This window comes from Pseudomonas fluorescens, from assembly GCF_001708445.1.
GTDB lineage: Bacteria > Pseudomonadota > Gammaproteobacteria > Pseudomonadales > Pseudomonadaceae > Aquipseudomonas > Aquipseudomonas gorinensis.
On sequence record NZ_CP015637.1, the window covers coordinates 1582243 to 1594784 of the forward strand.

Sequence of the window (12542 nt, forward strand, 5' to 3'; positions counted from 1 at the left end):
CGCGCTAGCTGGCGAACCTTCGCTCGGCTATTCCTTGCACGCCCAGCCCGCTGATCGCGAACAACGCACCGCGCTGCTGACCGTCGGCCGGAAAACGCGGCAGCGGCGGCCTGGCCATGGAGGTCACGAACAGGGTGTCCAGGTTCGGCCCGCCGAAGGTCAGGCTGGTGACCTTTTTCACCGGCATCGGGATCACCCGATCGACCTGCCCATCAGGGGTGTAGCGCACCAGTTGCCCGGCATAGACCAGCGCCTGCCACAGGCAGCCTTCGGCATCCACGGTGCAGCCGTCGGCCGCGCCGCCAGCGGCGGTATCGACCTTGGCGAAGGTGCGTCGGTTGCTCACGGCGCCGCTGGCGAGGTCGTAGTCATACGCCCAGATCTCGCCGGACCAGGTGTCGCAGAAGTAGAAGGTTTCGCCGGACGGGCTCCAGCACGGACCATTGGACACGATGATGCCCTCGTCCAGGGTGTGCAGGCTCAGGTCGGGGTCGAGGCGATAGAGCTTGGCGCTGGGGCTGTCTTCCAGGGTGTCCATGGAGCCGAAGACAAAGCGGCCCTGGCGGTCGACCTTGCCGTCGTTGAGGCGGTTGTTCGGCAGGTGCGGTTCCGGGTCCTGGATCAGGGCCAGTTCGCCACTGGCCAGGTCCAGGCTGTGCACGCCGTTTTGCAGGGCAACGATGGCCGCCTCGCCGGTATGGCGCAGGGCCATGGAGCCGATCTTCTGGCCCACGTCCCAGGCCCGCAGTTCGCGGCCGTCTTCGGTGCAGCGCAGGATGCGGCCGTCGGCGCTGTCGATCCAGTACAGCCGTTGTTGTTCGACGTCCCACACCGGGCCTTCGCCCAGGGTGGTCTTGACGTCCACAAGCACTTCGATACGCATGGTGTGATCCCCTTATTGTTGTTGTGCGGGATGCAGGCCACGCCCAGATGGGTAACCCCTTGTAGGAGCGAGCTTACTCGCGAAAAACGTCAACGATAACGCGTGCTGCCTGGTGTAACGCGGTGTCTTGGCGTTTTTCGCGAGCAAGCTCGCTCCTACAGTGGATCGGTGAATATCACCGGGGCGCGACCTCAGTTGTGGGTTAGAAGTTGACCTGGTCACGCCCCTTGAGCCCGAGGATTTCCCGTGCTTCATCCGGCGTGGCGACGCGATGGCCGAGGGCTTCGATCACCGTGCGAATGCGCCGCACCTGGTCGGCATTCGACGCCGCCAACTTGCCCGGGCCGTCCCACAACGAATCCTCCAGGCCGACACGGGCGTTACTGCCCATGGACAGGCCCATGGTCGCCAGCGGAATTTGCCCACGCCCGGCACCGAGGATCGACCACACGTAGTCATCGCCAAACAGGCGGTCGGCGGTGCGCCGCATGTGCGCCAGGTCTTCGGGGTGACCACCGATGCCGCCCCGCAGGCCGAACACCGACTGGATAAACAACGGCGGCTTGAGCAGGCCCCGCTCCAGGAAGTGCGCGGCGGTGTAGAGGTGGCCGATGTCGTAGCACTCGATCTCGAAACGGGTGCGGTTCTCGGCGCACGAATTGAGGATATGGGCGATGTCGCGGAAGGTATTGCGAAAGATCCGGTCGTCACTTTCTTCGAGGTACGGGCGTTCCCAGTCGTGCTTGAACTCGGTAAAGCGGTTGAGCATTTCGTACAGGCCGAAGTTCATCGAGCCCATGTTCAGCGAGGCCAGTTCCGGCTTGAACTGCATCACCGGTTGCAGGCGTTCTTCCACGCCCATGGTGGGCGCGCCACCCGTGGTGATGTTGATCACCACGTCGCTGGCGGCCTTGATGTGCGGCAGGAATTCAGCGAACAGCGCCGGGTCCTGGCTGGGGCGACCGTCAAGCGGGTCGCGGGCATGCAGGTGGACAATGGCCGCACCCGCTTGGGCGGCACCGATGGCGGCGGCGGCGATTTCCTGGGCAGTGATCGGCAAATGCGGCGACATCGACGGCGTATGAATGGCGCCGGTGACGGCGCAGGTAATGATCACAGGGCGATTTTTGGGCATGACGATTCTCCGACTTTTATTCTTATGAAAAAAAATCCCGGTGCAGCGGTGGGTTCTTCCTTGGCGAAGCGCGTGCGGCTTACAGGTACTCGACGTTACCGTCGACGCTGATCGCTTGGCCGGTCACGTTGCGGGCGGCGGGCGAACAGAGAAACAAGGCCATGGCCGCGACGTCTTCGGCGGTGACCATGCGCTTGAGGGAAATCTTGTTGAGGTACTCCTGGCGCATCTCGGCTTCCGGCACGCCGACCTGTTCGGCACGGGCGCGAATCACACCGTCCATGCGCGGGCCTTCGACGATGCCAGGCAGCAAGGCGTTGACGCGGATATCACTCTCGCCCAACTCCGAGGCCAGGGATTTCATCAGGCCGACAATCGCCCATTTGGTCGCCGCATACGGCGTGCGCCATGCGTAGCCCAGGCGCCCCGCCACCGAGGCGATATGCAACAGGTGGCCGTGGGAGGATTCCTTGAGCATCGGCACCGCGTGGTGGGCAAACCGATATTGCGCAGTCAGGTTGATGTTGATGGTGGCTTGCCATTCGGCGTCGCTGATCGCATCGATCCCGCCGGTGGGCCCGGCGATCCCGGCATTGTTGACCAGCACATCCAGGCCGCCGAATTGCTCGCGCTGCACCGTGAACACGGCTTCGATCTGCGCGGCCTCGCTGACGTCGGCACGCGTGGCGACGGTGCCTGGGTATTTATCGCGAAAGGCCGCCAGGGCCGGTTCGCTGACATCACACACATGCACCTGGGCGCCGGCTTCGAGGTACGCCGCCGCCACGACTTCACCGATGCCGGCAGCCCCGCCGGAAATCAACACACGTAACCCAGGATAGGGCTGCAACCGTTGTAGGACACTCATGCCCGTTTACCTCCTGAAGCAGACGACCGCGAACGGTCGTTCTTGACGAGCAGGCGCGCCAGGGAGTCGGCGGCCTGCATGATGTCATCGGTCACCGCCGCGCGGGCACCGGCGCCATCGCGGGCAGCCAGGGCCTCAACGATGCGCGTATGCGCCTCCATCGAGCGTTGCAGGTGAGCTTTATCGGGGGCGACCAGGGCAAAGCAGGGGCCCATGTGCAGCCAGAAGTTTTCCACGGCGGCCATGGTCAATTCGGCCTGGGCCACAGCGTAGATGCGCCGGTGGAACGCGAAGTTGGTCCACAGGTAGCGCGACACGTCGACTTCATCGGCGGCGTGCTGCATCTGCTCGCACAGGTCGGTGATTTCGTCGAGGTCAGCCTTTTGCAGGAGCAACACGGCCTTTTCCGCCAGCAGCCCTTCGAGGGCGACCCGCGCATCGCGAATTTCGCGCAGGCGTTCGACCGTCATCATGCGTACGCGCAGACGGGAGGTTTCCGTGACTTCAAAGGCGTTTTCGGCACTGAGGCGTTGCAGCGCTTCGCGCACTGGCATGGGGCTGGAGCCAAGCGCTTCGGCCAGGCCACGGATGGTGAGTTTCTGGCCAGGCTGGAAACGGCCACTCATCAAGGCTTCGCGGATCTGGCGATAGACCTGGTCTTGCAAGGTATCGCGGGACACCTGGCGCAGGGTGGGCAGGAGAAGCGGACCATCTGTCATGAGGCAAACCTGTGTTGTCGTTCTTATGGCGACAATATGTGATCACAAATCAAATATGTCAAATAATTTCCCAAACCCACGACAGCACACTTGTCACAGAGTTGGCCCCTGTTGATCATGAATACCCTCTGGAATGGACGCTGACCCCCTGATGAAAATCCACTGCGTTGTGCTCCCGCTGCTGTTGGCCGGATGCACGGCCATGGCGCCCTATAAGGCACCGCTCGACGGCCCCCGAGCACAGGTCAAAAGTGAATTGAGCACCCACGACAGCTACAACGAAGGGCTGTCTGTCAGCGTTTCGACGGATCATGAGTGCCTGGAAGGCAGGGTGGGAACGCCGAGTCAGGAAACCGCATTATTTGCCGTGCACGGCACCACTTCGCGCCCCGACGGTTACGTGGACATCGCCGCCAACCAAGCGCTGCACCTGATCGTGTCGGGCCTGGCGAGCGCCGGGCGGCGCTGTGTGATCGAGTTCAACACTGAGTTCGCCGTCCAGGGGCGTTACCTGCTCAAAGGCGGGATTGCGGACACCGACAGCGGCTGGTGTCGGGTTGAGGTGATTAATGCCGATACCGGTGCCTCGCTGGTTAAATTCGAGACCCCGACCCAGGTAACACCTGCCCCCACGGAGCGCTATTCGTGGAGGCAGTTCATGGCCCATCAAGGTTGCTTTTTGCCCTCGATCGAACATTGATCAGGGCTTGAGCGGACGCTCCTGATCGCGCTCGGGCAGCTCCGTTCCATCGTTCGGATGCTTCCAGGTCTGGGGTTTTTCCTCTTCGTATCGCCGGGGTTGCTCACGCTCCGGTTGCTCTTGACGCTTCGGTTCATTACCCATAGCCACCTCCCATCCGTAAGAATTGGACACACCTGCAAGCATAGAACACGGCAGTCATTTGGGGCGGGCTCGCGGATTGATAATCTGCACGCATCAATACATCCAAATAACTCACTTATCATTTCTAAATGTGTCAGCCACTATCCGCGGTCTTAAGCGAAACAAGCACTTTAAAAGAACGCTGGAGACACAAAACCATGAATAGCCCTTCTCGGCCTGACGCCGCTCGCTCGAAAATTGGTGCGGTTTTCCGCGTGACTTCGGGCAACTTCCTCGAACAGTTCGACTTCTTTCTGTTCGGCTTCTATGCCACCTACATTGCTGCCGCGTTCTTTCCCGCCGCTAATGAGTTTGCGTCATTAATGATGACCTTCGCCGTGTTCGGCGCAGGCTTCCTGATGCGGCCATTGGGCGCGATCATTCTGGGCGCCTACATTGACGACGTCGGTCGCCGCAAAGGGTTGATCGTGACCCTGTCGATCATGGCCAGCGGCACGCTGCTGATCGTGTTGGTGCCCGGTTATCACAGCATTGGCCTGTGGGCCCCGTTGCTGGTACTGGTCGGCCGCCTGCTGCAAGGTTTCTCGGCCGGCGCGGAACTGGGCGGTGTGTCGGTGTACCTGTCCGAAATGGCCACGCCCGGCCGCAAGGGCTTCTACACCAGCTGGCAATCGGGCAGCCAACAGATCTCCATCGTGGTGGCCGCCGCATTGGGTTATGGCCTGAATGTGTGGATGGAACCGGCCGTGGTGGCCGATTGGGGCTGGCGTATCCCGTTCGCCTTCGGTTGCGTGATCATCCCGTTCATCTTCGTGCTGCGCCGCAACCTGGAGGAAACCGAAGAGTTCGCCAACCGCAAACATCGCCCCACCATGCGCGAAGTGTTGGCGACCCTGGCGAAGAACTGGACTGTGGTCATCGGCGGCATGCTGATGGTCGCCATGACCACCACGGCGTTCTACCTGATCACCGTGTACGCGCCGACCTTCGGCAAGACCGTGCTGCAACTGAGCACCTCCGATGCACTGCTGGTGACCTTGCTGGTGGCCGTGTCGAACTTTGTCTGGCTGCCCATCGGCGGCACCTTGAGCGACCGCTTTGGCCGCAAGCCGGTACTGGTCGCCATGACCGTGCTGACGGTTCTCACTGCTTACCCGGCGTTGTCCTACGTGGTCAACGCGCCAAGCTTTGCGCATATGTTGGAAGTCCTGCTGTGGTTCTCCTTCCTCTATGGCATGTACAACGGCGCAATGATCCCGGCGCTGACCGAAATCATGCCGGTGGAAGTGCGCGTGGCGGGCTTCTCCCTGGCCTATAGCCTGGCGACCGCACTCTTTGGCGGTTTCACTCCGGCGATTTCCACCTGGTTCATCCACCTCACCGAAGACAAGGCCTCCCCGGCCTACTGGATGATGTTTGCCGCGCTGTGCGCCTTGTGCTCGACCCTGGCGCTGTATCGCCGGGCCAACACCCGTGGGCAAGTGATGCAGGAGGCCGTGTGATGAAGACGCTATTCAAGACCCTGACGACCCTGGCCCTCGGCACCCTGGCACTGACGGCCCAGGCCGAAGAACTCAAGGTCATGACCTCGGGTGGCTTCACTGCGGCGTATAAATTGCTGGGCCCGCAATACGCCAAACAGAGCGGCGATACCCTCGACACGATCCTCGGCCCCTCGATGGGCAAGGCGCCGGAAGCGATTCCCAACCGCCTGGCCCGTGGCGAACACGCCGACGTGGTGATTATGGTCGGCTACGCCCTGGATGAGTTGATCAAGCAAGGCAAAGTCGACCCGGCGTCCCGCGTGGAATTGGCGGATTCGCGCATCGGCCTGGTGGTGAAAGAAGGCGCGGCGAAACCGGCGATTGGCACCGACGCCGAGCTCAAGGCCGTGCTGCTCAAGGCCAAGTCCATAGCGTATTCGGACAGCGCCAGCGGTGTGTATGTCGAGAAGGAGCTGTTCAAGAAACTCGGCATGCCCGCCAAGGGCAGCATGATCGAACGCATCCCGGTGGCCGAGAAGGTTGCCAAGGGTGAATACGAGGTGGGCTTGCAACAGGTCGCGGAACTGTTGCCGGTGCCGGGGGTGACTTACGTGGGCAAGATCCCGGAAGACGTGCAGTCGGTGACACGCTTTGCGGCGGGCATTCCGGTTAACGCCGAACACCCGGCCCAGGCCAAGGCACTGTTGCAGTACCTGGCCTCGCCCGAGGCACAACCGCTGGTGCAATCCACCGGCCTGGACTCGGTGTCACGCTGACCGAAACGGCATCTCCCGCACCAACCGCTCCAACTCCAGCGCCGCGGGCGGCAATGTCCGCCCGCGACGCTTGATCAAGCCCACGTTGCGCATCACCGGCGGCTCGACCAGCGGCACACTCACCAGAATCGGGTGTTCGCCCGCCGGCATGGCGATCGACGGCACCATCGCCACCCCCAGCCCCGCCTCTACCAAGCCGATCATCGTGGTCACGTGGTGTGTCTCGCAGACGCTCGGTTTTTTCACCCGCACGCCGTGCAAGGCCTGGTCCAGCAGGGCGCGGTTGCCCGACGTCTTGTCCACCGTGATGTAGTCGTGCTCGTAGGCCTCGGCCCAGGTCACGCTGTCGCGTCCGGCCAACGGGTGGTCCCGACGACACGCCAGTACATAGCGCTCCTGCATCAGCAACTCGAATTCCACTTCATCGGCCAGGCTGCCGCTGAAACTCACGCCAAAATCCGCCTCGCCACTCCCCACTGCGCTGCACACCTCACCGGCACTGGCGTCCAGCACCCGCAGGCGAATCTTCGGGTACAGCTTGTGGAACTCGGAAATCACGTGGGGCATGAAGTAATACGCCGTAGACGGCACGCAGGCGATGGTGACGTCGCCCATGCGCGTGGACGCCACGTTACTGATGCCCATCAGGGCAATGTCGAGGTCGTCGAGCATGCGCTCGACCTGAGGCAGGAATGCACGCCCGACCATGGTCAGGCTGACCCGGCGCGTGGTGCGTTCGAACAGCTTCACATCGAGGGCGGATTCAAGCTTTTCGATACGGCGGCTGAGGGCCGGCTGCGAAATCCGGATGGCCTCGGCGGCGGCGCGAAAACTGCCCTTGTCTACCACGGCGCGGAAGGCTTGGAGGTCGTTGAGGTCGAAATTGATGATCACGGAGGATGGCCAGTGGGAATCGGAATGCCGGCATTATCGTATGGGCGACGACAGGGCGCCATGCGCGAGCGGACGGCCGCCCGAACACTGCGGGTCTTCAGCATGAAACTGCGCAGTATGGCGCGCTTTGACGGCCTGAAAACCTGTCAGAAATGACAGTACCGTTGGTCTCGCGCCGTGTTGACGACTGGCAGGCGCGGGGCTTTTATTAAGTATGTCGCGTTGCATCGGCGCGCATCAGGACACAAGGGTTTAGAGGGTACGAACAATGAGCAACAGACAGAACGGCACGGTGAAGTGGTTCAACGATGAAAAAGGCTATGGGTTTATCACTCCGGATGATGGGCCCGACCTGTTCGTACACTTCAGGGCGATTGAAGGCACTGGATTCAAGTCATTGAAAGAAGGACAGAAAGTCAGCTTCGAAGCGGTGCAAGGGCAAAAAGGCATGCAGGCCGACAAAGTCCAAGTGGTCGGTTGATAAACCGTTGGATGACCGCTTCACCCCGCCCACCACGGGCCATGTATTGCACTGAAAAAGGAGAACGGCCATGTCCAGAACAACTCCACAGACTGCAATTTTCATCAGCAGCGAAACTGCCGTCCATGATACGCAAGACGTGTTCTTTCGTAGCAGCACCGCCCAGGGCGGTCGAGTGCTGCGCGAGGGGCAAATCGTCAGCTACGAATTGGAACGGGGGCCGGGGGGTGAGTGGCAAGCGGTCAATATAAAGATCGAGGAAGAACCGACGCTGAATTAGCGCCTTCCTGCCCGCCGCCACTCACGGCGCACGTCACTACAGCTGAAAGCGTGCCACCGCCTCGTTGAGGGCGACCGCCAACTGCGCCAATTCACGGCTCGACCCATTGATCTGCCCGGCGCCGGAAGACGACTGGGCAGACAGGTCGCGAATATTAACGATGTTGCGATCGACCTCCTTGGCCACCTGGGCCTGCTCCTCGGCGGCGCTGGCGATCACCAGGTTGCGCTGGTGAATCTGGTCGATGGAGTCGGTGATCTGGCTCAATGCACCACCGGCTCCTTCAGCCAGGGCCAATGTGTCAGTGGCGCGCTGGGTACTCGACTGCATCGATGTCAGTGCCTGGTCGGAACCCGTGCGCATCGCGGTGACCATCTGGTCGATTTCCAGGGTCGATTGCTGGGTACGGTGGGCCAGTGCGCGCACTTCGTCCGCCACCACCGCAAAACCACGCCCGGACTCACCGGCCCGCGCCGCTTCGATAGCGGCATTGAGGGCCAGCAGGTTGGTCTGCTCGGCGATGGAGCGAATCACGTCGAGCACCTTGCCGATATCCCGCGATTGCTCGGCGAGGTTCTGTACCAGGGTCGAGGTTTCGCCGATGTTGGTGCTCAGGGCTTCAATGGCGCTGACGGTTTCGCCCACTCGGTGCTGGCCCTCGCGCGCCGTTTCATTGGACAGGCGTGTGGATTCGGAGGTGGACACCGCATTGCGCGCCACCTCATCTGCGGCCGAGGTCATCTCGTTGACCGCCGTGGCGGCCTGCTCGATTTCAGCGGTTTGTTTTTGCAGGCTGCGGCTGCTTTGGTCGGTGATGCCATTGAGGTCGGTGGCGGAAGACGCCAACTGACCGGCCGACTGGCGAATCAGTTGCAAGGTCCCGCGCAGGCTGGCTTGCATGCTCTGGAGTGCCACGAGCAGGCGGGTCACTTCATCGTCGCCGGTCACCGCCACCGTTTGGGTCAGGTCGCCTCGGGCAACGTTTTCTGCGGTCCGCACTGCATGGCTCAGGGGGCCGACGATGCTGCGCGTCAGCAACCACGCCAGCGCCACGGTGCTCAACGCGGCCAGCAGCACAAAACCGAAGACCATCGTACGCGAACGGCCGTACTGCGCCTCAGCCGCCTGGCCCTGCTGGTTGATCTGCGCGTTGTAGTAGTCGGCCAGGGCGTTGAGTTGGGCTCCGGAGCCATCCACCACGGTTTTCATGTCCACCAGCAGCAACTTGTTGAGCTCGGCGCCCTGCTGCTGGTCGGCCAGGACAAACGACTGGGCCAGCCCCTGCTGGTATTGGCGCAGCGAGGCCTGGAACTGCTCATACAACGCGCGCACCTCGGGGGTGTCGATCACCGCGTTGAGGTCGGCCAGCCGCTTGGCCAGGTCCTGGCTACGAGTGTCCATCTGGCTGCGGTATTGCGGGATGCTCGCGGGGTTCGGGTCCAGCGCCATGCGCAAAGAAATCGTACGAATGCGCAGCATGATTTCGCGAATGTCCGCCACCAGGCGCATCTTGGGCACCAGTCCGCTTTCCACCTGCACCGCACTGGCACGAATGCTGGCCATGTTCGAGAGCGCGAAAAAACCCAACAGGGCGACGAGCAAGGCAATCAGGGCAAAACCCAAGCCCGCGCGACGGGCGATGGACAGGCTGCGAAGGGACATGTTTGGCGGCTCTCTTTTTAGGGATATGACATCGTATGAGAGCGTTTCGGCCTGCCGGGGCAGTACTTTAGCCCCACGAAAAAAAGTGTTGCCAACGAGTTCCACGTTGGTTGGCAACCCCTTAACGCCGGCGGGGCATGGAGCCCAGCAGGCGTTTCAGTTTCAGCTCCTGAAAAGTTGCCTGATTACATGCTCCAAGCCTGTGGGCCGTCGAAAAACGCCTGGGCATTACTGTCCAGCGTCTCCAGGTGATACCCCCCTTCCTGCACGATCACACAGGGCAACCCCAGCCCACGGATGCAGGCTCCCAACTGCGCAAACCCCTGGCGCGTCACCGCGACTTTGCTTTGCGGGTCGAGTTCGTAGATATCGAAGCCCAGGGACAACACCAGCACCTGCGCCGAGAAGTCTTTGACCGTCTTGAGCGCCCGCTCCAGTTGTGCAAAAAACACCGCCTCGCTGGCACCGTGCGCCATAGGCAGGTTGAGGTTGAAGCCTTCACCGGCGGCGTTGCCACGCTCTTCGGCGAAGCCGGCGACGCCGGGGTAGAAGTTGGTGGGGTCGCCGTGGATCGACACGTAGAGCACGTCGTCGCGGTCGTAGAAAATCTCCTGGATGCCCTGGCCGTGGTGCATGTCGGTGTCGAGGATGGCGACGCGCTGGAAGCCTTCGCGCAACGCCTGTGCCGCGACGGCCGCGTTATTGATGTAGCAGAAACCGCCTGCCGCATCGAAGCGCGCGTGATGACCTGGCGGGCGACACAGTGCATAGGCTGCGGGCGCCCCGTCGAGGATGGCCCTGGCGGCGGCGACGGCGCTTTGGGCTGACCAATACGCCGAGCGCCAGGTGAGTTCACCCACCGGGCAACTGCCGTCGGCCAGGTAGCGCGCAGCCTGGGCCAGGACGCCGCGCAGGGCGTTGGGCTCGCGCACGAAGATATTGGACATGACTTCGTCGCCCCAGTCCTCGGGGATTTCTTTCCAGAGCGCGTGGGCTTGCTGGAGGAAAGTCAGGTAAGACGCGCCGTGGACGGCCAGCAGGGGCTCAAGTCCATAATCCTGCGGTTGTTGAATATCGAAGCCAAGGGTTTGCGCGGCCAGCAGCAGGTTGCGGGCACGCTCGGGGACTTCATGCGGCGTGCGCATCTGGCCGCGGGAATAGTAGCTGCGCGGATGGTGCAGCAGCTGTTCGGGGTGGAAAAACGTACGCATAAGAGGCTCCTGGATGAACACTGCGCCCCTGTTTGAGCGGGACGGCGCCAGTCTTCAGGTATGAGTGGTCATGTGGCCTGGCCGGCGCGAGCCAACACGGCGTTAAGCAATACATCGGTGCCCTGGCGCACGTCTTCGGGCAATACATCTTCGGCTTCGTTGTGGCTGAGGCCGCCGACGCAGGGGATGAAGACCATTGCGGTGGGGCAATAGCGTGCCAGGTGAATCGCGTCGTGACCGGCGCCGCTGACGATCCGCTGCTGGCTGTAGCCCAAGGCGTCCACCGCGGCTTGCACGCAGGCCACGCATTGCGCATCGAACGGTGTCGCCGGGCTGATCCAGTGGGGGCTGATGGTGACGTCCAGCCCACGTTGCGCGGCGATGGCCTGCAACTGTTTGTGCACCTGCTGTTCCATGGCATCAAGGTCGGTGTCGCGGTGATGGCGCAGATCGACGCTAAAATGCAGCAGCCCGGGGATGGTGTTACGGGAGGATTTGGCGATGCTCAATTCACCAACGGTCGTCAGGCCCTCGGGAGCGAAATCCTTGGCCAGGCTTTCCAGCGCCTGGATCATTTGCGCAGCGCCATACAGCGCGTCCTTGCGCAGCGGCATCGGCGTCGTGCCAGCGTGCGCCGCCATGCCGGTGACGCGCACATCGAGCCAGCGAATCGCCTGGCCACCAGTGACCACGCCGATGCTCTTGGCGTTGTCTTCCAGGATCGGGCCTTGCTCGATATGCGCTTCGAAATACGCATCCACCGCACCACCTGACGCGCGCTCACCGTGGTAGCCGATGGCGCGCAAGGCCTCGGCCACACTGATGCCATCCACGTCGACACTGGCCAGGGCCTTGTCCAACGCCAGGGCGCCAGTGAAGACCGCCGAGCCAAGCATCGCCGGGGTAAACCGGGCGCCCTCCTCGTTGGTCCATACGGCGATTTCCAACGGTTTACGCGTTTGAATACCGTGGTCGTCAAGGCTGCGGATCACTTCCAGGCCAGCCAGCACACCGTAGACACCGTCGAAACGCCCGCCCTCCGGCTGAGTGTCGAGGTGGCTGCCCATCATCACCGGGGCGGCGTCCTCCTCCGTCCCGGCGCGGCGGGCGAACAGGTTGCCGATGGCATCCACGCTCAAGGTCAGCCCCGCCGCAGTGCACCAGTGGCTGAACAGCTCGCGACCGGCCTGGTCCTCAGCGCTCAAGGCCAGGCGGCAACTGCCGCCGCGTGCGGTCGCACCCACTTCAGCCATGGCCATCAGGCTGGCCCACAGGCGCGGGCCATTAATCTTCAACATTACCCAT

At 62.4% G+C, this 12542-nt stretch carries 14 protein-coding genes and 1 pseudogene; 5 read left to right on the forward strand and 10 right to left on the reverse strand.

Features of this window, described 5'->3' with window-relative positions:
- Nucleotides 1-4 precede the first annotated feature (4 nt).
- The 4 genes from A7317_RS07085 to A7317_RS07100 form a co-directional block, all read right to left on the reverse strand.
- Nucleotides 5-883, reverse strand: coding sequence for an SMP-30/gluconolactonase/LRE family protein (locus A7317_RS07085; RefSeq protein ID WP_069075451.1), 879 nt, complete (start codon nucleotides 881-883; stop codon nucleotides 5-7).
- 202 nt (nucleotides 884-1085) lie between these two features.
- Nucleotides 1086-2018: a 3-keto-5-aminohexanoate cleavage protein gene (locus A7317_RS07090; RefSeq protein ID WP_024074022.1), complete on the reverse strand. Its 933-nt coding sequence runs from the start codon at nucleotides 2016-2018 to the stop codon at nucleotides 1086-1088.
- A 79-nt stretch (nucleotides 2019-2097) separates the two neighbouring features.
- Nucleotides 2098-2886 carry an SDR family oxidoreductase gene (locus A7317_RS07095; protein ID WP_069075452.1) on the reverse strand — a complete coding sequence of 263 codons (789 nt, stop codon included), beginning with the start codon at nucleotides 2884-2886 and terminating at the stop codon, nucleotides 2098-2100.
- Complete coding sequence (locus tag A7317_RS07100; RefSeq protein ID WP_069075453.1) at nucleotides 2883-3605, reverse strand: GntR family transcriptional regulator; 723 nt, start codon at nucleotides 3603-3605, stop codon at nucleotides 2883-2885. The genes A7317_RS07095 and A7317_RS07100 overlap by 4 nt, the downstream gene beginning before the upstream one ends.
- 133 nt (nucleotides 3606-3738) lie before the next feature.
- On the opposite strand from A7317_RS07100, the gene A7317_RS07105 reads away from it, so the two are divergent.
- Nucleotides 3739-4305, forward strand: coding sequence for a hypothetical protein (locus tag A7317_RS07105; protein ID WP_069075454.1), 567 nt, complete (start codon nucleotides 3739-3741; stop codon nucleotides 4303-4305).
- Here A7317_RS07105 and A7317_RS30820 read toward each other — a convergent pair whose 3' ends face one another.
- Nucleotides 4306-4449, reverse strand: a complete 144-nt coding sequence (locus A7317_RS30820) for a hypothetical protein (protein ID WP_168232276.1) — start codon at nucleotides 4447-4449, stop codon at nucleotides 4306-4308.
- Between the two features lie 197 nt (nucleotides 4450-4646).
- On the opposite strand from A7317_RS30820, the gene A7317_RS07115 reads away from it, so the two are divergent.
- Together A7317_RS07115 and A7317_RS07120 are read left to right on the forward strand one after the other, a co-directional pair.
- Entirely contained in the window at nucleotides 4647-5951 is a 1305-nt protein-coding gene (locus A7317_RS07115; protein WP_024074017.1) for an MFS transporter, read from the forward strand.
- Nucleotides 5951-6709, forward strand: a complete 759-nt coding sequence (locus tag A7317_RS07120) for a substrate-binding domain-containing protein (protein ID WP_069075456.1) — start codon at nucleotides 5951-5953, stop codon at nucleotides 6707-6709. The genes A7317_RS07115 and A7317_RS07120 overlap by 1 nt, the downstream gene beginning before the upstream one ends.
- Here A7317_RS07120 and A7317_RS07125 read toward each other — a convergent pair.
- Entirely contained in the window at nucleotides 6701-7603 is a 903-nt protein-coding gene (locus A7317_RS07125; RefSeq protein WP_024074015.1) for a LysR family transcriptional regulator, read from the reverse strand. The genes A7317_RS07120 and A7317_RS07125 overlap by 9 nt on opposite strands.
- A gap of 268 nt (nucleotides 7604-7871) precedes the next feature.
- Here A7317_RS07125 and A7317_RS07130 point away from each other — a divergent pair, with 268 nt between their 5' ends.
- Together A7317_RS07130 and A7317_RS07135 are read left to right on the forward strand one after the other, a co-directional pair.
- Entirely contained in the window at nucleotides 7872-8084 is a 213-nt protein-coding gene (locus tag A7317_RS07130) for a cold-shock protein (protein WP_024074014.1), read from the forward strand.
- Between the two features lie 70 nt (nucleotides 8085-8154).
- Nucleotides 8155-8364 carry a cold-shock protein gene (locus tag A7317_RS07135; RefSeq protein WP_024074013.1) on the forward strand — a complete coding sequence of 70 codons (210 nt, stop codon included), beginning with the start codon at nucleotides 8155-8157 and terminating at the stop codon, nucleotides 8362-8364.
- Between the two features lie 36 nt (nucleotides 8365-8400).
- Here the strand turns inward: A7317_RS07135 and A7317_RS31455 are convergent, their stop codons facing one another.
- From A7317_RS31455 to A7317_RS07150, 4 genes and pseudogenes are all read right to left on the reverse strand, one after another.
- Nucleotides 8401-9264, reverse strand: a complete 864-nt coding sequence (locus A7317_RS31455; protein ID WP_370531108.1) for a methyl-accepting chemotaxis protein — start codon at nucleotides 9262-9264, stop codon at nucleotides 8401-8403.
- Nucleotides 9259-10026: pseudogene (locus tag A7317_RS31460) on the reverse strand (MCP four helix bundle domain-containing protein); the annotation flags it as partial. The gene A7317_RS31455 and the pseudogene A7317_RS31460, both read right to left, overlap by 6 nt.
- 185 nt (nucleotides 10027-10211) lie before the next feature.
- A complete protein-coding gene (locus A7317_RS07145; RefSeq protein WP_069075458.1) occupies nucleotides 10212-11237 on the reverse strand; it encodes a histone deacetylase family protein in 1026 nt (341 codons plus the stop codon).
- Nucleotides 11238-11305: 68 nt separating this feature from the next.
- Nucleotides 11306-12535 (reverse strand): Zn-dependent hydrolase, encoded by a 1230-nt coding sequence (locus A7317_RS07150; RefSeq protein ID WP_024074010.1) that lies wholly within the window; start codon nucleotides 12533-12535, stop codon nucleotides 11306-11308.
- Between the last annotated feature and the right edge of the window lie 7 nt (nucleotides 12536-12542).

Coding starts and splice junctions, on each gene's coding strand:
- A7317_RS07130 (WP_024074014.1), top strand. CDS start 7,872: ATGAGCAACAGACAGAACGGCACGGTGAAGTGGTTCAACGATGAAAAA.
- A7317_RS07100 (WP_069075453.1), bottom strand. CDS start 3,605: ATGACAGATGGTCCGCTTCTCCTGCCCACCCTGCGCCAGGTGTCCCGC.
- A7317_RS07145 (WP_069075458.1), bottom strand. CDS start 11,237: ATGCGTACGTTTTTCCACCCCGAACAGCTGCTGCACCATCCGCGCAGC.
- A7317_RS31455 (WP_370531108.1), bottom strand. CDS start 9,264: ATGCAAGCCAGCCTGCGCGGGACCTTGCAACTGATTCGCCAGTCGGCC.
- A7317_RS07090 (WP_024074022.1), bottom strand. CDS start 2,018: ATGCCCAAAAATCGCCCTGTGATCATTACCTGCGCCGTCACCGGCGCC.
- A7317_RS07135 (WP_024074013.1), top strand. CDS start 8,155: ATGTCCAGAACAACTCCACAGACTGCAATTTTCATCAGCAGCGAAACT.
- A7317_RS30820 (WP_168232276.1), bottom strand. CDS start 4,449: ATGGGTAATGAACCGAAGCGTCAAGAGCAACCGGAGCGTGAGCAACCC.
- A7317_RS07120 (WP_069075456.1), top strand. CDS start 5,951: ATGAAGACGCTATTCAAGACCCTGACGACCCTGGCCCTCGGCACCCTG.
- A7317_RS07105 (WP_069075454.1), top strand. CDS start 3,739: ATGGACGCTGACCCCCTGATGAAAATCCACTGCGTTGTGCTCCCGCTG.
- A7317_RS07150 (WP_024074010.1), bottom strand. CDS start 12,535: ATGTTGAAGATTAATGGCCCGCGCCTGTGGGCCAGCCTGATGGCCATG.
- A7317_RS07085 (WP_069075451.1), bottom strand. CDS start 883: ATGCGTATCGAAGTGCTTGTGGACGTCAAGACCACCCTGGGCGAAGGC.
- A7317_RS07095 (WP_069075452.1), bottom strand. CDS start 2,886: ATGAGTGTCCTACAACGGTTGCAGCCCTATCCTGGGTTACGTGTGTTG.
- A7317_RS07115 (WP_024074017.1), top strand. CDS start 4,647: ATGAATAGCCCTTCTCGGCCTGACGCCGCTCGCTCGAAAATTGGTGCG.